The organism is Kushneria halocnemicola, from assembly GCF_965650455.1.
GTDB lineage: Bacteria > Pseudomonadota > Gammaproteobacteria > Pseudomonadales > Halomonadaceae > Kushneria.
The window spans coordinates 2876125-2895633 of sequence record NZ_OZ287968.1 but is presented as its reverse complement, the minus strand read 5'-3'; the positions used below and the strand labels follow the sequence as shown (position 1 = coordinate 2895633).

The 19509-nt window shown below is 64.2% G+C and carries 14 protein-coding genes; 7 read left to right on the top strand and 7 right to left on the bottom strand.

All coding sequences use genetic code 11. The features are described 5' to 3' along the window. A complete protein-coding gene (locus ACS92L_RS13115) occupies positions 1-1056 on the top strand; it encodes an acyltransferase family protein (protein ID WP_438765386.1) in 1056 nt (351 codons plus the stop codon). Between the two features lie 126 nt (positions 1057-1182). On the opposite strand, the gene ACS92L_RS13110 is transcribed toward ACS92L_RS13115, so the two are convergent. After that, positions 1183-4962, bottom strand: coding sequence for a nitrate reductase subunit alpha (locus tag ACS92L_RS13110; protein ID WP_438765385.1), 3780 nt, complete (start codon positions 4960-4962; stop codon positions 1183-1185). Between the two features lie 22 nt (positions 4963-4984). Continuing rightward, the gene (locus ACS92L_RS13105; RefSeq protein WP_438765383.1) at positions 4985-7651 is read right to left on the bottom strand and encodes a nitrate/nitrite transporter; all 2667 of its coding nucleotides are present in this window, start codon (positions 7649-7651) and stop codon (positions 4985-4987) included. A gap of 221 nt (positions 7652-7872) precedes the next feature. Here ACS92L_RS13105 and ACS92L_RS13100 point away from each other — a divergent pair, with 221 nt between their 5' ends. From ACS92L_RS13100 to ACS92L_RS13090, 3 genes are all read left to right on the top strand, one after another. Continuing rightward, positions 7873-9597, top strand: a complete 1725-nt coding sequence (locus ACS92L_RS13100; RefSeq protein ID WP_438765382.1) for a histidine kinase — start codon at positions 7873-7875, stop codon at positions 9595-9597. Next, a complete protein-coding gene (narL, locus tag ACS92L_RS13095) occupies positions 9590-10273 on the top strand; it encodes a two-component system response regulator NarL (RefSeq protein WP_438765381.1) in 684 nt (227 codons plus the stop codon). Before ACS92L_RS13100 ends, narL begins: the two co-directional genes overlap by 8 nt. 83 nt (positions 10274-10356) lie before the next feature. Beyond that, positions 10357-10929, top strand: coding sequence for a peptidylprolyl isomerase (locus ACS92L_RS13090; RefSeq protein ID WP_438765380.1), 573 nt, complete (start codon positions 10357-10359; stop codon positions 10927-10929). 89 nt (positions 10930-11018) lie between these two features. Here ACS92L_RS13090 and hmpA read toward each other — a convergent pair whose 3' ends face one another. Continuing rightward, complete coding sequence (hmpA, locus tag ACS92L_RS13085; RefSeq protein WP_438765379.1) at positions 11019-12197, bottom strand: NO-inducible flavohemoprotein; 1179 nt, start codon at positions 12195-12197, stop codon at positions 11019-11021. Between the two features lie 232 nt (positions 12198-12429). Here hmpA and norR point away from each other — a divergent pair, with 232 nt between their 5' ends. Continuing rightward, positions 12430-13992 carry a nitric oxide reductase transcriptional regulator NorR gene (gene norR / locus ACS92L_RS13080; protein WP_438765378.1) on the top strand — a complete coding sequence of 521 codons (1563 nt, stop codon included), beginning with the start codon at positions 12430-12432 and terminating at the stop codon, positions 13990-13992. 61 nt (positions 13993-14053) lie between these two features. Here the strand turns inward: norR and ACS92L_RS13075 are convergent, their stop codons facing one another. Next, positions 14054-14950 carry a LysR family transcriptional regulator gene (locus ACS92L_RS13075; protein WP_438765376.1) on the bottom strand — a complete coding sequence of 299 codons (897 nt, stop codon included), beginning with the start codon at positions 14948-14950 and terminating at the stop codon, positions 14054-14056. A gap of 141 nt (positions 14951-15091) precedes the next feature. On the opposite strand from ACS92L_RS13075, the gene ACS92L_RS13070 reads away from it, so the two are divergent. Continuing rightward, entirely contained in the window at positions 15092-15967 is an 876-nt protein-coding gene (locus ACS92L_RS13070; RefSeq protein WP_438765375.1) for an SDR family NAD(P)-dependent oxidoreductase, read from the top strand. A 56-nt stretch (positions 15968-16023) separates the two neighbouring features. Here ACS92L_RS13070 and ACS92L_RS13065 read toward each other — a convergent pair whose 3' ends face one another. The 3 genes from ACS92L_RS13065 to ACS92L_RS13055 all read right to left on the bottom strand — a co-directional run bounded on the left by ACS92L_RS13065 (position 16024) and on the right by ACS92L_RS13055 (position 18052). Next, positions 16024-16452, bottom strand: coding sequence for an organic hydroperoxide resistance protein (locus ACS92L_RS13065; RefSeq protein ID WP_438765374.1), 429 nt, complete (start codon positions 16450-16452; stop codon positions 16024-16026). A gap of 65 nt (positions 16453-16517) precedes the next feature. Next, complete coding sequence (locus tag ACS92L_RS13060; RefSeq protein WP_438765373.1) at positions 16518-16979, bottom strand: MarR family winged helix-turn-helix transcriptional regulator; 462 nt, start codon at positions 16977-16979, stop codon at positions 16518-16520. A gap of 239 nt (positions 16980-17218) precedes the next feature. Next, positions 17219-18052, bottom strand: coding sequence for an inositol monophosphatase family protein (locus ACS92L_RS13055; protein ID WP_438765372.1), 834 nt, complete (start codon positions 18050-18052; stop codon positions 17219-17221). A 242-nt stretch (positions 18053-18294) separates the two neighbouring features. Between ACS92L_RS13055 and ACS92L_RS13050 the strand changes: the two genes are divergently transcribed. Further along, positions 18295-19428, top strand: coding sequence for an NADH:flavin oxidoreductase (locus tag ACS92L_RS13050; protein ID WP_438765371.1), 1134 nt, complete (start codon positions 18295-18297; stop codon positions 19426-19428). Positions 19429-19509: the final 81 nt, after the last annotated feature.

Here is a 19509-nt window from a genome sequence, read left to right as displayed (position 1 = left end):
ATGACAAATAAAGGGCAACGAATCGAGTGGATCGATGCGGCAAAGGGCGCATGTATCCTTGCCGTGATCCTCTATCACTTCAATATCTTCATCTATCAGGGCGTTCACGAAGGACACGCCATTGCCACGGTATGGAACATCGGTATTTCGGCACTGAAACCGCTGCGAATGCCGCTGTTCTTTTTAATCTCCGGCTATCTGGCCAGCACCGGTATTACCCGCCGCAGCTGGGGGCGGATCAGAACCAAAAAGATTGCCTCTCTTTTGTGGGTGTACGTGCTTTGGTCGGTTATTTACTGGGCCGCGGTATCGCATCTGCTGCCTGCCAATCCGTGGCACGACAGCAGCTTCGATGCCGGGCTGACTCTGCCGCTTCTGCTGGAGCGCATGCTCACTGCCAATATCTCGCTGTGGTACCTGTACGCGCTGGTGCTCTATTTCGTGCTGGCCAAGGCGCTGCGATCTGCCGTCTTGGCGATCGGGCTGGGGGCACTGGCCAATATCGCCATGTACTTTGTCATTGACCCCGAAAACTGGGGCATGCGCAGCCTGATCGGCTATTTTGTCTTCTTTGCGCTGGGCGCCTACGCAAAAGACATCATTACCACGCATTACTCGGCGTTCAATCTGAAGCGTTTCGTCGTCACGACAGCACTAACGCTTGGTGGGCTGGCCACGGCCAGTCGCTTCAGCGCTCTGACAGCCCCGGGGGTGGAGATGCTGCTGGGGCTTGTGATGGTGTCGACGGTGATCGACCTGTTTGCTCTGGCCTGCCGGCATATCAACATGGAGTATCTGTGCATGATCGGTCGGCAGACGCTGCCCATCTATGTCATGCACCGATTAATGCTGCGCTTTATTTCGCCCTATGTGCCGGAGACCGTGAACGTGTTCCTGCTGGCGGTGGAACCCATTATTGCCACCGTGGCCGTCGCGGCCGCCTGTCTGTTTATCTATCACGCTTTGCTGCGTATCAGAGGCGGGCGGGCACTGTTCACCATGCCCCATACCCTGCGCCGCGTGGCCTATCGCAGCGGGGTTTTGAGGCCGGTCTGAGAACCGCACGGTAAAAGGCCATGACATGAAAAGGCGCCCCTCATCGAGGGGCGCCTTTTTTGGGTCCTGCACAGCAAGTCTGTCAGTCAGGCACTTGCAGCCCTGCTGCTTTTGACACCTGCCCGATCAGGAGGATTTTCCGACCGGTTCCTGCACGCTGTCGTTGCCCTCCCCGTCGAGCCATTTAACGTGATGCATGCGCCGCACCACCACGAACTCGTCGCGGTTGGAGCCGACGGTGCCGTAGTAGTTGAAGCTGTAGGAGAGCTGCGCGTAGCCGCCGATCATGTGCGTGGGCTTGGGGCACACGCGGGTGACCGAGTTGTGGATGCCGCCGCGGGTACCGCTGATCTCCGAGCCCGGTACGTTCACGATCCGCTCCTGGGCGTGATACATCATCGCCATGCCGGTCTTGACCCGCTGGCTGACCACGGCGCGCGCGGCAATCGAGCCGTTGGCGTTGTAGAGCTCGATCCAGTCGTTGTCGGCCACGCCCAGCGATTTGGCATCGTCTTCGGAGAGCCACACGATCGGCCCGCCGCGGGAGAGCGTGAGCATCAAAAGGTTATCCGAGTAGGTGGAGTGGATGCCCCACTTCTGGTGCGGGGTGATCCAGTTGAGCACCCGCTCGGGGTTCTGGTTGCCATCCGGGCGCTTGACCCCGGCCATCGCCGCGCGGGTGTCGATCGGCGGACGATAGGTCAAAAGGCTCTCGCCGAAGGCGCGCATCCAGGCGTGATCCTGATAGAACTGCTGACGACCGCTCAGGGTGCGCCACGGGATCAGCTCGTGGACGTTGGTGTAGCCGGCGTTGTAGGAGACGTGCTCATCCTCGAGCCCTGACCAGGTGGGGCTGGAGATGATCTTGCGCGGCTGGGCCACCACATCGCGAAAGCGAATCTTCTCCTCATGCTTGGGCAGCGCCAGATGGGCGTGTTCGCGTCCGGTGATTCTGGACAGTGCCTCCCAGGCGCGCACCGCCACCTTGCCGTTGGTCTCCGGGGCCAGGGTCAGAATCATCTCGGCGGCATCGATGGCGCTGTCGATGATCGGGCGCCCCTTCGCCGGGCCTTCGGACTTGCAGCGGTTGAGCTTGCCGAGCAGGTCGATCTCGGGGCCGGTGGGCCAGCTGATGCCCTTGCCGCCGTTGCCGAGCGTGTCGAGCAGCGGCCCGATCGAGGTAAAGCGCTCATAGGTGGCCGGGTAGTCGCGCTTGACCGCGATCAGATTGGGCATGGTGCGCCCGGGGATGGGGTCGCACTCGCCGCGCTTCCAGTCGCGCACGTCCACCTGCGCCAGTTCCCCCGGGGAGTCGTGCTGCATGGGCTGGGTGACCAGGTCGGTCTCCTCGCCCAGATGCCCCACGCAGACTCTTGAGAAGGCTTTCGCGATGCCCTTGTAGATCTCCCAGTCGCTGCGGGACTCCCAGGCGGGGTCGGTGGCCGCGGTGAGCGGGTGGATGAAGGGGTGCATATCCGAGGTGTTGAGATCGTCCTTCTCGTACCAGGTGGCCGTGGGCAGCACCACGTCGGAGTAGAGACAGGTGGTCGACATGCGAAAATCGAGGGTTACCAGCAGGTCGAGCTTGCCCTCGGGGGCCTCGTCGCGCCACTGCACCTCTTCCGGCAGGGCGCCGCCCATTTCGCCGAGATCCTTGCCCTGCAGCCCGTGGGTGGTGCCCAGCAGGTACTTGAGCATGTACTCGTGGCCCTTGCCGGAGCTGCCCAGCAGGTTGGAGCGCCACACGAACAGGTTGCGCGGGAAGTTCTGCGGGTTGTCCGGCTCCTCGGCGGCAAAGCGCAGCTCGCCACTCTTGAGCTGATTGACCACGTAGTCGTTGAGCCCCTGACCGGCGGCCTCGGCGGCACCGGCCAGGCGCAGCGGGTTGGTGCCCAGCTGCGGGGCGGACGGCAGCCAGCCCATGCGCTCGGCGCGCACGTTGAAGTCGATCAGGCTGCCGGAATAGTCCTCGCGGCGGGCCAGCGGCGAGAGCAGGTCCTTGATCTCGACCTTTTCAAAGCGCCACTGGCTGGAATGGTTGTAGAAAAACGAGGTGCCGTTCATCTGACGCGGCGGGCGGTTCCAGTCCAGCCCGAACGCCAGCGGCAGCCAGCCGGTCTGCGGGCGCAGCTTCTCCTGACCCACGTAGTGGGCCCAGCCGCCGCCGGTCTGACCGATACAGCCGCACAGGATCAGCATGTTGATCAGACCCCGGTACTGCATGTCCATGTGGTACCAGTGGTTGAGCCCGGCCCCGACGATGATCATCGAGCGGCCGTGGGTCTTGTCGGCGTTGTCGGCAAACTCGCGCGCCAGCCGGGTGACCTGAGCGGCCGGAACGCCGGTGATCGCTTCCTGCCAGACCGGCGTATAGGGGCGCATCTGGTCGATCGAGGTGGCGCCGTCATCCTCGCTGCCTTCCAGTGTCAGGCCCTGATCGATGCCGTAGTTGGCCACCATCAGGTCAAAGACCGTCACCGCCAGCACCTGGCGGCCGTCGGCCAGGCTCAGGCGTTTGGCCGGCAGGTTGTGATAGAGCACGTCATTGCCATCGACGTGGTTGAAGTAGTCATGACGGATGTGACCGAAGTAGGGGAAGCCGACCCGTGCCACCTCATCATGGGCGGGGACCAGCGACAGGCGCAGGTGGATGTCGGCGCCGTCGGCGTCGCGCTGCTCCAGGTTCCAGCGGCCCTTGCCGGCTTCGCTTTCGCCCCAGCGAAAGCCGATCGAGCCGCGCGGTACGACCAGCTGGTCGCGGGTTTCGTCCCAGCCGACCGTTTTCCACTCGGGGTTGTTGTCCTGACCCAGCGCCTCATCAAAGTCGGCGGCGCGCAGCTGGCGGCCGGGCACGAAGCTGCCGTCTTCCCGCGCTTCCAGCTCGACCAGCATCGGCATGTCGGTGTAGTGACGCACGTAGTTGGTGAAGTATTCGCTGGGCCGCTCGAGGTAGAACTCTTTCAGGATGACGTGGCCCATTGCCATGCCGAGCGCCGAGTCGGTGCCCTGGGTGGGGCTGAGCCACTCGTCACAGAGCTTGGCGACTTCGGCGTAGTCCGGGGTGATGGCGACCGTCTTGGTGCCCTTGTAGCGCACCTCGGTGAAAAAGTGCGCATCCGGGGTACGGGTCTGGGGGACGTTGGAGCCCCAGGCGATGATGTAGCTCGAGTTGTACCAGTCGGCGGATTCCGGCACGTCGGTCTGCTCGCCCCAGGTCTGCGGGCTGGCCGGCGGCAGGTCGCAGTACCAGTCATAAAACGACAGGCACACCCCGCCGATCAGTGACAGATACCGGGCGCCGGCGGCGTAGGAGACCATCGACATGGCCGGGATCGGCGAAAAACCGGTGATGCGGTCCGGGCCGTACTGTTTGGCGGTGTAGACGTTGGACGCCGCCACCAGGGTCTGCATCTCCTCCCAGTCGGCGCGCACAAAGCCGCCCATGCCGCGAATTTTTTTGTACTGCGCGGTTTTGGTCGGGTCTTCGACGATCGAGGCCCAGGCATCGACCGGGTCCGGATGGGTTTCGAGCGCCTCGCGCCACAGCCGGATCAGCGCCTTGCGCACCAGCGGGTACTTGAGCCGGTTGGCGCTGTAGAGATACCAGGAGTAGCTCGCCCCGCGCGGGCAGCCTCGGGGCTCATGGTTGGGCAGGTCCGGACGGGTGCGCGGATAGTCGGTCTGCTGGGTCTCCCAGGTGACCAGGCCATTTTTGACGTAGATCTTCCAGCTGCACGAACCCGTGCAGTTCACCCCGTGGGTGGAGCGCACCACCTTGTCGTGCTGCCAGCGGGCGCGATAGCCGTTTTCCCACTCGCGGCTCTCCTCGCGCAGCTCGCCGTGGCCGCCGGCGAAGGGCGCGCGGATCTTTTTCATGTACTGCAGTCGGTCGAGAAAGTAACTCATGGGTCAGTCTCCTTGGGCGTGCCTAGCAGGGGGCCGGGGCGTTACGACGGGCGTAATACCACCAGGTCAGTGCCATGCAGCTGAGATAGAAGAAAATGAAGCCGTAAAGGGCCGGCGCCACGCTGCCGGTCATGTCGGTGGCGGTGCCGTAGGCCTTGGGGATAAAGAAGCCACCGTAGGCGGCAATCGCCGAGATGAAGCCGAGCACGGCGGCGGATTCGCGATTGGCCTCGGTACGCACCTGATCGAGCTGGTCGTCGCCCAGGGCGTTGCGGCGCTGATTGAAGAAGATGACCGGCACCATGCGATAGGTAGAGCCGTTGCCGATGCCGGTGGCCACGAACAGCACCATGAACATCGCAAAGAAGCCGAGGAAGCTGCCGCCCTGGCCCTGCTCGGGCAGGCAGGCCAGTACCCCGAACACGCCCAGCGCCATCAGCGCGAAGTTCCACAGCGTCACCCGTGCACCGCCCAGCCGGTCGGAAAGCATGCCGCCCAGCGGGCGGGCGAGTGCCCCGACCAGCGGCCCCAGAAAGGCGTAACGGGTGGGATCGACGGCCGGGAACAGCATGTTGGAGAGCAGCGGAAAGCCCGCGGCAAAGCCGATGAAGCTGCCAAAGGTGCCCAGATACAGCCAGCTCATCAGCCAGTTGTGCAGCCGCTTGAAGATCACCGCCTGATCGCGGAAGGAGGATTTCGCCGAGGCGATGTCGTTCATGCCGAACCAGGCGGCGAGTGCGGCGATAACAATCAAGGGCACCCAGATCAAGGCGGCGTTTTGCAGCCACACCGGATCGCCGGCGTGTACGCCCTGCTGGGTGATCAGCGGGTCACCGGCCAGCGGACCCAGCGCGCTGGTGGCAATCACCAGCGGGCCGATCAGCTGCAGCGCCGAGACCCCCAGGTTGCCCAAGCCCGCGTTGAGGCCCATGGCGGTGCCCTTTTTGGCCTGCGGGTAGAAAAAGCTGATGTTGGCCATGCTGGAGGCGAAGTTGCCGCCGCCGAAGCCGCACAGAAGCGCCAGGATCAGCATCACGCTGTAGGGGGTATCCGGGTTCTGCACCGCCATCCCGATCCACAGACACGGCAGCAGCAGTGACGCGGTCGAAATGGCCGTCCAGCGCCGCCCGCCGAAGATCGGCACCATGAAGCTGTAGAAGATGCGAAGGGTTGCGCCGGACAGCGACGGCAGCGCGGCCAGCCAGAACAGCTGGTTGGGGCTGTAGCCAAAGCCGAGCTGTGGCATGCGCACCACCAGGATGCTCCAGATCGACCACACCGCAAAGGCCAGCAGCAGGTTGGGAATCGAGATCCACAGGTTGCGCCGGGCAATGCGGGCGCCCGTGGTCTGCCAGAAGGTCTCGTCTTCCGGGTGCCACTCGTTAAGTACCAGCGAGCGGGGCGCGGCAAGCTCCGGCAGGTCGGTGCTGCGCGGTGTCCTGCCCCAGCTCTTGTTGTCGGCGCGGTTGATGGCGTAGTGCATCCACGCAAGGGCTGCGATCACCACCACAAACAGCAGCATGAAGCAGCTCTGCCAGATGCCCACCACGTCGTTGAGCATGCCGAAGGTCAGCGGCAGCAAAAAGCCGCCCAGCCCGCCGACCATGCCGACCACGCCACCCACCGAGCCGACATGATCCGGGTAGTAGACCGGAATGTGCTTGAACACCGCCGCCTTGCCCAGCGACATGAAAAACCCGAGCACGAAGATCAGCACGATAAACAGTGACAGCGGCGTGCCCAGTGAAAAGCCGACTTCACCGCGGACGCCATCGACCACGAACCGGCTCGGCGGATAGCTCAGCACCAGCAGGCACAGCGCCGAGACGCCCAGCGTCCAGTACATCACCCGGCGGGCGCCGATGCGGTCCGACATCACGCCGCCCAGAATGCGGAAAAGAGAGGCCGGCACCGAGTAGAGCGCGGCCACCATGCCGGCCGCGGCGATGCCCAGACCGTAGACTTCCATCAGGTAGTGGGGCAGCCACAGGGCCAGCGCCACGAAGCCGCCGAAGACAAAGAAGTAGTACAGCGAGAAGCGCCACACGCGCATCTCGGCAAGCGGCGCCAGCTGGGCCTTCAGCGGTGCCGGCGCACGGCGCTGGGCGTGCTGCGGATCTTCCTTGGCCAGAAACCAGAACGCCACGCCGGCCAGCGCCAGCACGGTGGCATAGACCAGCGCCGTGCCCTGCCAGCCCATCGCCAGCAGCAGGAAGGGGGCGGCGAAGTTGGTGATGGCGGCACCCACGTTGCCGGCACCGAAAATCCCCAGCGCCGTGCCCTGCTTGCCGGCACTGTACCAGGCCGAGGTGTAGGCGACCCCGACGATGAAGCCGCCGCCGGCCAGCCCCACGCCGAGGGCGGCCAGCAGCAGCATGGCGTAGCTGTTGGCAAAGGTAAGCAGGTAGACGCAGGCGGCGCTGACCAGCATGAGCAGGCTGAACACCCGGCGCCCGCCGAAGCGGTCGGTCCAGATGCCCAGCAGCAGTCGGCTGATGGAGCCGGTGAGCACCGGGGTGGCCATCAAAAGCCCGAGCTGCGTATCGGACAGCCCGAACTCCTGCTTGAGACGGACCCCGATGATGGAAAAGATCGTCCAGACCGCGAAGCACAGCGTGAAGGCCAGCGTCGAGAGACCCAGTGCGCGCTGCTGCTGCGAGCGTGGGGGGGATGCGGTGTCTGCGCTCATGATGGTGCCCTCTTTGCCCTGGTAATGGCGTTGGGGCTACTGTGCGCGAGATGGCGCGAGCGCTTTTGATCGTTGTCAAAATAGATTCGTCAAAATAGCGTTAAATCAGGGTGTTATCTCATTGGCGATAGTGACCGACGCACGCGCAGGTCACTGAAGGAAAAGCCCTTTAAGGACGCATCTACCTCCCTGGAGGTAGACAGGTTGCACAGGAGAACGCCATGGGGGTATTCACCCGGTTTGTGCCTTCTCATTACGCCCTGAGCCTCACGCTGGGGCTGATTCTGGCGGGGGTGTCGCTGCTGGCGCTGGGCGGGATGGTGGCCAGCGGCTGGCTGGCGGACACGGCGCGCCATGATGCTCGGGTGATCAATCAGGCCGGCTCGCTGCGCATGCAGACCTGGCGGCTGATGGCGCAGGCGCCCACCGCTGACCCCGCCCGGTGGCGCACGCTGCTACACGGCATCGATGACACCTGGCAACATCTTGACGAGGCGGTGCGCCGCGAATACGACGATGACGTGGCAGAGCACCTGGGGCCCCTGCGGCGTGAATGGATCAACACTCTGGGCCCGGCCATGCGCACGCCCGAGCAGGCCGCGCGCGTCGATTCCGCTCGTATTGCCGCGCACGTCAGCGATCTGGACGCGCTGACCGGTGAGCTGCAAACGCTGGCCGAGGCGCGGATTACCCGCCTTCGTGCCCTGCAGGTGGTGCTGCTTTTGCTCACCCTGCCGCTGATCGGCTGGGGGGCATATCAGCTCCACTGCCACGTGCGCCGCCCGCTCGGCCGGTTGCTGGGCGTGATCGAGGCGCTGCGCGGCGGCGATCTCCAGGTCCGCAGTGGCTACTGGCGCAACGACGAGATCGGGCTGCTGGCGGCCACCATCGATGATATGGCCGGTCAGCTCGATCTGTTCTACTGCCGTCTCAACGATCAGGTCGAGGACCGCAGTCACCGGCTCGAGCAGAGCCATCTGGCGCTGACGCTGTTGTATGACAACGCGCGCTATCTGGCCACGACGCCACCGGATGCCATTGACCCCGAGCAGGCGCTGCGCCCCTTCGAGGCGCTGATGGCCCCGGCAGAACTGACCCTGCTGCCCCACCAGGACGACGGGGAAGACGATGCCGGCGCCTGGCGCTTCCCCCTGCAGGGCGATGCAGAGACGCCGCTGGTGCTGGTGGCCCGGCTGCCCGGCGGGGCGCCGCTGCCGGGCTGGAAGGGGCGGATCTGTGAGACGCTGGCCGATCATCTGGGGGCGGCGCTGGCGCTGCGTGCCCAGGGGCGCCACCGGCGTCGGCTGGCGCTGATGGACGAACGCGCCGTGATCGCCCGCGAGCTGCATGATTCCCTGGCGCAGTCGCTGAGCTATCTCAACATTCAGGCCCTGCGGCTGGCCCGCGCCCTGCCGGACACTACCGACAGCGACGCCCCGGCCATTCTCGGCGAGCTGCGCGAGGGCATCGATCAGGCCTACCGCCAGCTGCGCGAGCTGCTGGTCACCTTTCGCCTGCGCCTGACCGAGCACGGCATAAACGCCGCCGTGCAGGCCACGATTGAAGAGTTTACCGAGCGCGGTGCGCTGGCGATCGACACCACGCTTGCGATTGGCGATGACGTCCTCTCCCCCGATGCGGAGCTGCATCTGGTGCAGATTCTGCGCGAAGCGCTGGCCAATGTGGTCCAGCACGCCCGGGCGCAACGGGTCACGGTGACCCTGATCGATCAGGGGGGCTGCATCGGTCTGGCGATCGAGGATGACGGGGTGGGCCTGCCCGAGCACCCCACCCGCACGCATCACTACGGCACCATCATCATGGAAGAGCGCGCCCGCAGTCTGGGCACCACGCTGACGCTGGCCCGGCGCGAGGCAGGCGGCACGCGGGTAGCACTGAGCTTTATCAATGGGGCCACCTCTCAGGAGACACCGCAGGATGAATAATCACGACATGAGCCCTGACGACATGAGCCACCGGGCGACGCCACGCGGCGTACTGGTGGTGGATGATCACCCGCTCTTTCGACGCGGCGTGCAGCAGCTTCTGGCCATGAGTGCGTCGCTTTCTCTTGCAGGCGAGGCCGACAGCGGCGCCGGGGCGCTGGATTTCTGTACCCGTCATGTCCCGGATCTGATCCTGCTGGACATGAAGATGGCGGGCATGGACGGCATCGAGACGCTGACCCGGCTGCGCGAGGCGGGCGTGGCGGTACCGATCGTGATGCTGACCGTCTCCGAGGCGCAGGACGACGTGCTGGCCGCGATTCGCGCCGGTGCCAGCGGCTATCTTTTGAAGGACACCGCGCCGGAAGAACTGCTGGCGGCCATCGAGGCACTCGATGAGCAGGAGGACGCCTTTGATCCGCGGCTGATGGGGCTTTTGACCCGGGCGCTGCGCGAGCCGGCCCCCGGCCCCGAGGCACTGGTGGCCCGTCTCACCCGGCGCGAGCGCGACATTCTGCGCCTGATCGCGCGCAGCTACGCCAACAAGGAGATCGGCCGACGCCTGGACATCAGCGAGGGCACGGTCAAGGTCCACGTGCGTCACCTGCTCAAGAAAATGGGCATGCGCACCCGCACCGAGGCGGCCGTCTGGGCGGCTCAGGAAGGCTGGAAATAGCGCTGGAAACAGGTGCGGGGCTGGTCAGATCCTGCGCGCCCGGCTAGTCTGGCGGGCCCTATCGTGTGACTGGAGCGCTTTTCATGCTGAAACCGTTACTGCGCGGCTGCCTGCTGGCGCTGGCGCTGCCGCTGCTCTCTCCCCTGGCGCTGGCCGATGCCGACCACCCCCATGTCGAGATCATGACCGGTCAGGGCAACATCGAGCTGGAGCTTGACGCCACCGCGGCGCCCAACACGGTAGAGAACTTTCTGCGCTACGTGGAAGATGACTTCTATCAGGGCACCGTGTTCCACCGCGTCATCGACGGTTTCATGATCCAGGGCGGCGGCATGACCGCCGACATGGCGACCAAAGAGACCCATGACCCCATCGCGCTGGAAGAGAGCGGACTCAAGAACACCCGCGGCACCATCGCCATGGCGCGGACCGGCCAGCCGGATTCGGCCACCAGCCAGTTTTTCATCAACCTGGTCGACAACCAGGCGCTGGATTACCGCAATCTCTACGAGCCCGGCTATACCGTCTTCGGCCACGTGGTCTCGGGCATGGACGTGGTCGATGCCATTGCCGGCGCGCCCACCACGAAAAAAGGCCCGCACGCCGACGTGCCGCGCGAGCCGATCACCATCGAAGGGGTCCGACGGCTGGACTGAGGCCTTCTCGTCTTCGATGACATGACAACGGCCCCGGCCACCCTCTCGGGTGGCCGGGGCCGTTTGATGCTGGACGCATGATCGATTAATCAGTGCAGTTGACCGGAGGGGCCAAAGTACTCGAAATGGCGATGCGATGTATCGACACCCAGCGCGGCCAGTTCGCGGTCGATATCGCGCATGAAGCCGGTGGGGCCGGTGAAATAGCAGCTCGGCGTGGCCTCGCGCGGCAGGTAGTCTGCCAGCAGGGCGCGATCGATGAGACCCTGATGGCGCTGGCCGTCGCGGGTGACCGGCTCGCTGTAGACGTAGCGATAGACGAGCTGACTGCCATATTGTTCGGCCATTGCCTTCAGGTGCTCATGAAAGGCATGAACGCGGGCGTTGCGGGCCGCATGCAGGTAAATGACCTGACGCCCGGCCTCAAGGGCCTGGGCCATGAGTGACAGCATCGGCGTCTGACCGACACCGGCGCTGATCAGCATGACCGGGGCGTCGCGCTCATCGAGCACCATCTCGCCCACCGGGGCCAGTAGTCTGACGTGATCGCCCACGTTGACATGATCGTGCAGGTGCTGACTGGCGCGGCCCTGGCCTTCGCGCTTGACCGAGATGCGATAGACGTCATCCCCCGGATTGGAGGTCAGGCTGTACTGGCGCAGGGCCTGCTCACCGTCGATCTCGAGCGACACGCCCAGATACTGCCCGGCCTGAAAGGTGCGTACCGGCTGATCATCGAGTGGCTTGAAGTAAAACGACACGATCTCTTCGCTTTCCACCACGCGATCGGCCAGGTAAAAGTCGCGCTCGCCGCGCCAGCCACCCGGGGCGGCTTCAAGCGCCTGATAGGTGTTCTCCTCGGCGGCGATCAACCGATCGGCAAACTCCCAGTAGAGCCCGCTCCAGGCGTCAAAAATCTCGGGGGTGACGGCATCCCCCAGCACCTCGCCGATCGCCGACATCAGACATTCGGCAACGATGGCGTACTGATCGGGCTGCAGATTGATCGCCACGTGCTTGTTGACGATCGGTCGCATGAGCGCCTCGAGCGCCTCGGGGTCCTGACGGTTGAGCGCGTAGGCCACCACCGACCGGGCCAGCGCCCGGGGCTGCTCGCCGGTCTGCTGATGGCGCATGTTGAACATCGAACGCACGTGCGGATAGCGCTCGAACATCAGCGGATAAAAGGTGGCGGCGATGGTTTCGGCGTTTTCGGCCACGACCGGGGCGGTGGCGCTGATGACTTCAAGCTGCTTTTCGTTGAGCATGACGCGCTCCTGGCGACAGGTGAGCAATATGAGGCACCTTTCATATCGCAATTGTCGTGCCATACCATGCCAGCCGCGACAGCCTGCCACACCCGAATCGCTGCAGGGCCCGTGTGTGGCGCCGCGCATGACTTCTGCCGGGCATGTCACGCTGGCAGGAAAGATGTCGTCATGGTCATAATGACCACGATCAGGCCCGTCAAAATGACCCCACGACCGTCGGAGTGTCGATATGACCATCTTTTCAAGAGCGCTGCGGGAGCTGCTGGCGGCGCTGAGTGATGGCAAGAGTCCGGAGACACTGCACCCGCAGTGGTCCCGCGTGCTGGCCGCGCTGGTAGGCAACTATCCGGCCGATGCCAGCACGCTGATGGTCAGCGTCGAGGGCGGGCTGCAGCCGGTCGCGGTGCTGGGCATGGGCAGCGAGGTGTGCGGCCGGCGCTTTCAGCTGGAGGCGCATCCAAGGCTGGCCGCGATTGCCGCCCATCCGCAGGTCTGTCGCTTCCCGCGCGACTGCACCTTGCCGGACCCCTTTGACGGCCTGATCGATGCCGATCTCACCCACGTGCACGACTGCATGGGTGTGGCCCTGCGCGACGGCGACCGGCTTCTGGGCATGCTGACACTCGATGCGCTGGTGCCCGATCAGATGGCGGACATCGATGACGACGAACTGATGGCGGCGGCCGAGCTTTTGGCCACCTGCCTGCGCCTGACCGGCCAACTCGAGGACACCCGTTCGCGGCTCAATCAGGTGCTCTCACCGGAAGAGAGCGCGCCGCTGCGCTCTCCCGGCTGGCACAGCCCGGCCATGGCCCGACTGTATGAGAGCATGGCGCTGGTGGCGCCCACCGATCTGAGCGTGCTGCTGCACGGCGAGACCGGCGTGGGCAAGGAGCGGCTGACGCGCTATCTGCATGAACGCTCGCGGCGCTGCAACGGCCCGCTGGTCAAGGTCAACTGCGCCACGCTGCCTGAATCGCTGATCGAAAGTGCGCTCTTTGGTCACCGGCGCGGCGCCTTTTCCGGCGCCAGTCGCGACCACCGCGGCCATTTCGCCATGGCCGATGGCGGCACCCTGATGCTTGACGAGATCGGCGAGCTGCCGCTCTCCCAGCAGCCGCGGCTGCTGCGCGTACTCCAGGAAGGCGAGATCCAGCCGCTGGGCAGCGACCAGCCCATCAAGGTGGATGTGCGCCTGATCGCCGTGACCAATCGCGATCTGGCCGCGGAAGTGGCCGCCGGGCGCTTTCGCGAGGATCTTTATCACCGGCTGAGCGTTTTCCCGCTGCGTATTCCGCCGCTGCGCGAGCGTCGCGAGGATATCCTGCTGCTGGCCGGGCACTTTCTGGAAGATAACCGGGTGCGCCTGGGGCTTGCCAACCTGCGGCTGGACATCAGCGCCGAACAGGTCCTGCTCGCCTGGCACTGGCCCGGCAACGTGCGCGAGCTTGAACATACCCTGAGCCGCGCCGCCCTGCGTGCGATGGGCGAGACGCGCCCGGAATCGCGCCGATCGGCGGTGGTACGCATCGATGCGGGGCATCTGGATCTGCCGGTCGAGAAATCTCCGGACCGGGCCGCGCCGGCAGCAGATGGCTTATCCACACCCCTTCGCTCGCCACCGGCTGTGGATAATACCCTCTCTCTGCGGGAGGCCACCGACACCTTTCAACGCCATCACATCGAGCAGGTGCTCACCGCGCATGAGGGCAACTGGGCTGCCACTGCTCGCGCGCTGGACATGGACAGCGCCAACCTGCACCGTCTCGGGCGCCGGCTGGGACTCAAGTAAACGAGGTGCCGTGACGCGAAACGATGATGTTTCACGTGAAACATGGTGCTCGGCAGGCCAGCTATTCAAGAAACCGGGCGGCCTGAATAAAAGCGTTCGCCGCCGGTGTTGCCCGGTGTGTGGCCAGCATCAGCTCAAACTCGCTGTCACCGCCTGATATCGAACAGTAGCGGATTCGATCGCTTCTAAAGCCCCGCATGCTTTCCGGCACGATGGACACACCGGCCCCCACCGCTACCAGCGAGAGTACGGCATGCATGCCGTGTGCTTCCTGGGCGATATTCGGCACGAATCCGGCATTGGCGCACAGGCGAAAGACCTGAAGGCAGAAGCCGCGACCTTCCGCCATCGGCCAGAGAATAAAGGGTGCTTCGGCCAGTTCGTGAAGGGCGGGCTCACCCTCCAGCGCCAGCGGATGATCCGCCGGCAGAGCCAGGCAGAGACGATCCCGATCAAAGGCCGAGAGATTAAGGTCGTCGGCCTCACTCAAGGGCGGTATGAGAACGCCGACATCCAGCCGATCTTCCCTGAGGGCGGCAAGCTGGGCAGCCGTCGTGGTTTCGCGAAGCTCCAGACGGATGCCCGGGCAGGCCAGACGAAAATCGCGCAAAACGTCGGGCAGCCTGCCATAGAGCGCGCTACCGACATACCCGAGGCGTACGGTACCGGTACGCCCTGCGGCCATGTCGCGGGTGGCTGAAACAGCATGGGCTGTCTGTTCAAGCGTTCGCCGCGCCTCCTCCAGAAAGGTCTGTCCGGCCGCTGTCAGGCCGAGTACCCGCTGGCCGCGCTCGATCAGCACCACGCCCAGTATTTCCTCGAGCCTTTGAATGGCATGGGTCAGCGGCGGCTGCGACATGTTCAACCGTCGTGCCGCGCGATGAAAGTGGCGCTCCTCTGCCACGGCGATGTACTGCTCCAGCAGGCGCAGATTGAGACGATGTCTGGTGTCGGACACGGACTCTCTCCATGACATATCGAATAAGGGATGGTCGATTTTTGATACTTTCCATGCATCAGAAAGGGACTTTAACAGTATTGGATGTATCAGATTGCACGCCCTATCGTCTGCTCAACGAATGTTTGAGCGGAGACAACGATGATGAATTTCGACGGGAAAGTGATGCTGTTGACCGGCGCCGGCCGGGGGCTTGGGCTGGCCTACGCCCGCTATCTGGCCATGCTGGGCGCCACGGTCGTTTTGCAGGATACGGGCGCTGACCGTTATGGCTGCGGGGAAGACCCGGCGGTGGCGCAGAGCGCGGCGAAGGGGCTTGGCGATCAGGGGCTGACGGCGTATGCCGTGAGCGGTTCGCTGAACTCACGCAAGCGATGTCATCAGCTGGTGACAGCCGTACTTGAAGATTACGGTCGGCTGGACGGTCTGATTCACAACGCCGGCTGGGTCGCACATCAGGAGATCGATGCGATCGATGAGGTCGCTTTTGATGCCATGATGGGCGTTGCTGCAAAGGCGCCGCTGTGGCTCGCCCAGGCGGCCTGGCCTGCCATGCAGACCGCTGGAGGCGGTCGAATTGTGATCACGACCTCCTGTCGGGCGATCTATCCGCAGTATGTTCAAAAGGGGCTGGCCGCCTACGCCGCGGCCAAAATGGCGGCGCTGGGCATCGTGAATGTACTTGCCCGGGAAGGCGCATCGCACAACATCGTGGTCAATGCCCTGTCCCCGGTGGCCAAAACGCGCATGTGGGGTGTGGAAGGTGAGCCCGACGAGCTGCGACCGAATGAGGTAGCGCCCGGTGTGGCCTTTCTGGTGTCTGATGCCTGTATTGAAGGCGGCTGGGTACTGCGGGCAGCGAACGGCCAGTTTCATGCTACTCGAGCAACAGAAGCCGACGGCGTGGATTATCCGCGCGATCTGAGAGGCGTTCGCGCAACCTCGGTGGAAGAAGTGGCAGCCGGCTGGTCACGTATCGCCCTGCCTGCCGTCGAGCCGCGCAGTACGCGCGCATAAAAACGCCCGACCGTGGTCACGGCCGGGCGTTTTTTGTTGATCACATCAGGTGCGTTTTACACCTCGACGCTGAGTGTCACGTCGATATTGCCGCGGGTGGCGTTGGAGTAGGGGCACACCACGTGGGCCTTGTCGACCAGCTCATTGGCCAGCGCCTCATCCATGTCCGGCAGGCGAATATTGAGCGTCACTTCGATGCCAAACCCGGTGTCGATCGCGCCGATGCCCACCTCGGCGCCGGCCCAGGCATTGCCCGGCAGGGTGACCTTCTGCTCGGACGCCACGTGCTTGAGCGCGCTCATGAAGCATGCGGCATAGCCGGCGGCGAAAAGCTGCTCGGGGTTGGTGCCGTCACCGCCGTCACCGCCGAGTTCCCGGGGCGTGCTCAACACAACGTCGAGCTTTTCATCGGAGGAGACGGCGCGGCCTTCACGGCCGCCGGTGGCCTGGGCGCTGGCGCGGTAGAGTACCTTTTCGATCGACATGGTCCTGCTCCTGTGGTCGAGCGCGCACTATCAAATCGCGCACGATATAAACGGATAAAAAATGATTAAACCCTGTCCAGCTGCTTTTTCAGGGCGTTGAGCTGATCGCGCAGCGCCTTCATTTCCGAGCTCGAACATCCCGAGGCGCGCTCGACTTCCGCGGGAAGGGTGCGGGCCTTTTCACGCAGCGCGCTGCCGCGCTCGGTCAGCGAGACCTCGACCTGGCGTTCGTCTTCCCGCGTGCGCTGACGCCTGACCAGCTCGGCGCCTTCCAGACGCTTGAGCAGCGGTGTCAGCGTGGCGGAGTCCAGCGACAGCCGTTCGCCGATACCTGACACGGTCAGATGGTCTTCCTGCCACAGCACCTGCATGACCAGATACTGAGGGTAGGTCAGATCCAGCTGCTTGAGCAGACGTCGGTAAAGCTTGCTCATGGAAAGCTGCGTGGCATAGAGCGCAAAGCACAGCTGTGATTCCAGGGCCAGCAGGTCGTCGTGGTGCTCGGAAGAGTGGTTATCATTGGTCATGTTGGCAATCTACATCGCGCGCTATTGAATGGCCAGCTATTTAAATCTATGAGCATCATAGTGCCGGCCGCGAAAGGGGGCATGAGCGTTGAGCGCAGCGTGTCGATCAAAAGCGGCAACCATGTCATCGCTTATCGTGACGCCAATCGGCGATGACGGACAATAACCTGGGTCAGTTGTCTGTCGTGACAGGGAAAATACCGGCGCGCAGGGTGCGCGCCGGGCAAAAGCGGGAGGAATCAGTCGATCAGAAAATCAAACTTTTCACGCAGGGCGTCCCAGCTGTCCTTCGAGTTGGCAGCGATCATGCGGCCCTGATGCACCGAGGGGCTATAGGGGGTGCCATCCAGCAGCGCGGCGTAACCGCCGGCCTCCTGAACAATCATGATGCCGGCGGCGTGATCCCAGGGCATCAGCTTGCCCGTGAGCATGAAATCCACAAAGCCAAACGCCATGGTGCGGTACTCGTGACAGGCGCAGCCAAAGGCCATCATGCGGGCAAAGTCGGGGAAAAGGCCGGCCATATCGTACTGGGTGTCCTTCGGGAACAGACGCAGCGAGGTTGAGCCGACCATGTCCGAGACTTTTGTGGTGTCGGACATCTGCAGGCGCCGCTTGGTCCCGTCGGGGCGGCCATACCAGGCGCCCTCCCCCTTGCGCGCCATGACCCAGTCATCGACCAGCGGGTCATAGAGCAGACCGAACACGGTCTCGCCGCGGCTGACCACGGCCAGGATCACGCCGAACTGGTTGAGATTGCGCGCGAAGTTCCAGGTGCCGTCGATCGGGTCGATGATCACCGCCATCTCGGCATCGCGGATGGTGTCCAGCAGCGAGGCGTCTTCGGCCACCGCTTCTTCGCCCACGATGGTGGCCTCGGGAAAGGCTTTGGCGGCCCCCTGGGTGATCACCTTCTCGGCGCTCTTGTCGGCAATGGTCACCAGGTCATCCGGGCCGGACTTGGTGTCAATGGCGTCGGGGTCGAGCATGCGAAAGCGCGGCAGAATCTCCGTTTTCGCGGCGTGGCGAACGATGTCGATAAGGGTCTGGGCGGCGGCCTGATCCAGGGTCATGACGGGGCTCCTCGAGAAAGGGTGACAAGGCATCGCAAGCCTCGGGGCAGGCGATGCGATAGAGAAAATCTGTCTATAGCATGGCGTTCATTCAGGGCGATCACCAGTACCAATGGCTGACAGCATGCCGGTGACCCGCCCCGCGACCCCGTGTCGCCGGGCGCAATCGATGAAGGGATTGTCATGATGCTGCCGCTCTGTTTAAATATATTGATATATTTCTATATCAGTAGGTAAACGACATGACGACTTCTGCACAGACGCTGGCCGCGCCGCTGTTTGAACCCCTCTCGCTGGGTCCGGTCACCATCCCCAACCGCATTGTCATGGCGCCCATGACGCGCAACCAGTCACCAAACGGCGTCCCGGGTGACGACGTGGCGGCCTACTACAAAAGCCGCGCCGAAGGCGGTGTCGGCCTGATCATCACCGAAGGCACCTATATCGATCACCCGGGTGCCAACGGCTACCCGGCCGTACCGGCCTTTCATGGCGAGGCCGCACTGGCAGGCTGGCAGAAGGTGGTCGAGGGCGTTCACGCCGCCGGCGGGAAAATCATGCCGCAGCTGTGGCATGTGGGCCGCGAGCGTCGCCCGGGTGTTGAGCCGGATTCCGCCGTACCGGGTTTCGGGCCGATGTCGATCGTTGAAGATGGCGTGGAAGTCGTGAAGGCGATGACCGAGCAGGACATCCAGGACGTGGTGGCCTCCTTTGCCCGCGCCGCGCGTGACGCGAAGGCGATCGGCTTTGACGGGATCGAGCTGCACGGCGCCCACGGCTATCTGATCGATCAGTTCCTGTGGGCCGAGAGCAACCAGCGCGAGGACGAATACGGCGGCAGCGTCGAGAACCGGCTGCGCTTTCCGCGCCTGATCGTGCGCGCCGTGCGAGAGGCGGTCGGCCCGGACTTCCCGATCGTTTTCCGCTTCTCGCAGTGGAAGCTCTCCGACTATGACGCCATCATCGCCGAGACGCCCGAGGCGCTGGGTGAGCTGCTCGACCCGCTGGCCGGCGACGGCGTGGACATCTTTCATGCCAGCACGCGCCGCGTGTGGGAGCCGGGCTTTGAGGGCAGCAGCAAGACCATCGCCACCTGGACACGTGAGCTGACCGGCCGCCCGGTGATCGCCGTGGGCAGCGTGGGGCTGGACAAGACCTTCCGCACCGGGCACTTCACCCGCACCGAAGACCCGACCTCCAAAAGCCGGGTCAACGTCGAGGAGCTGGCCTCCTGGCGTGCGCGGGGCGATTTCGATCTGATCGCCATCGGTCGGGCACTGCTGTCCGATCCGCAGTGGGCCAACAAGGTGCGTGACGGTCGTCTCGATGAGCTGAGTGACTTCGATACCAGCGCGCTGGATGAACTGGTGCGTTAAGTCGCCTTGAGGCGCATCGGCCGGGTTGCCTCGGCAGCCCGGCCGTGAGTGCGTATACTGATCCGGCCTCCAACGCCTGGC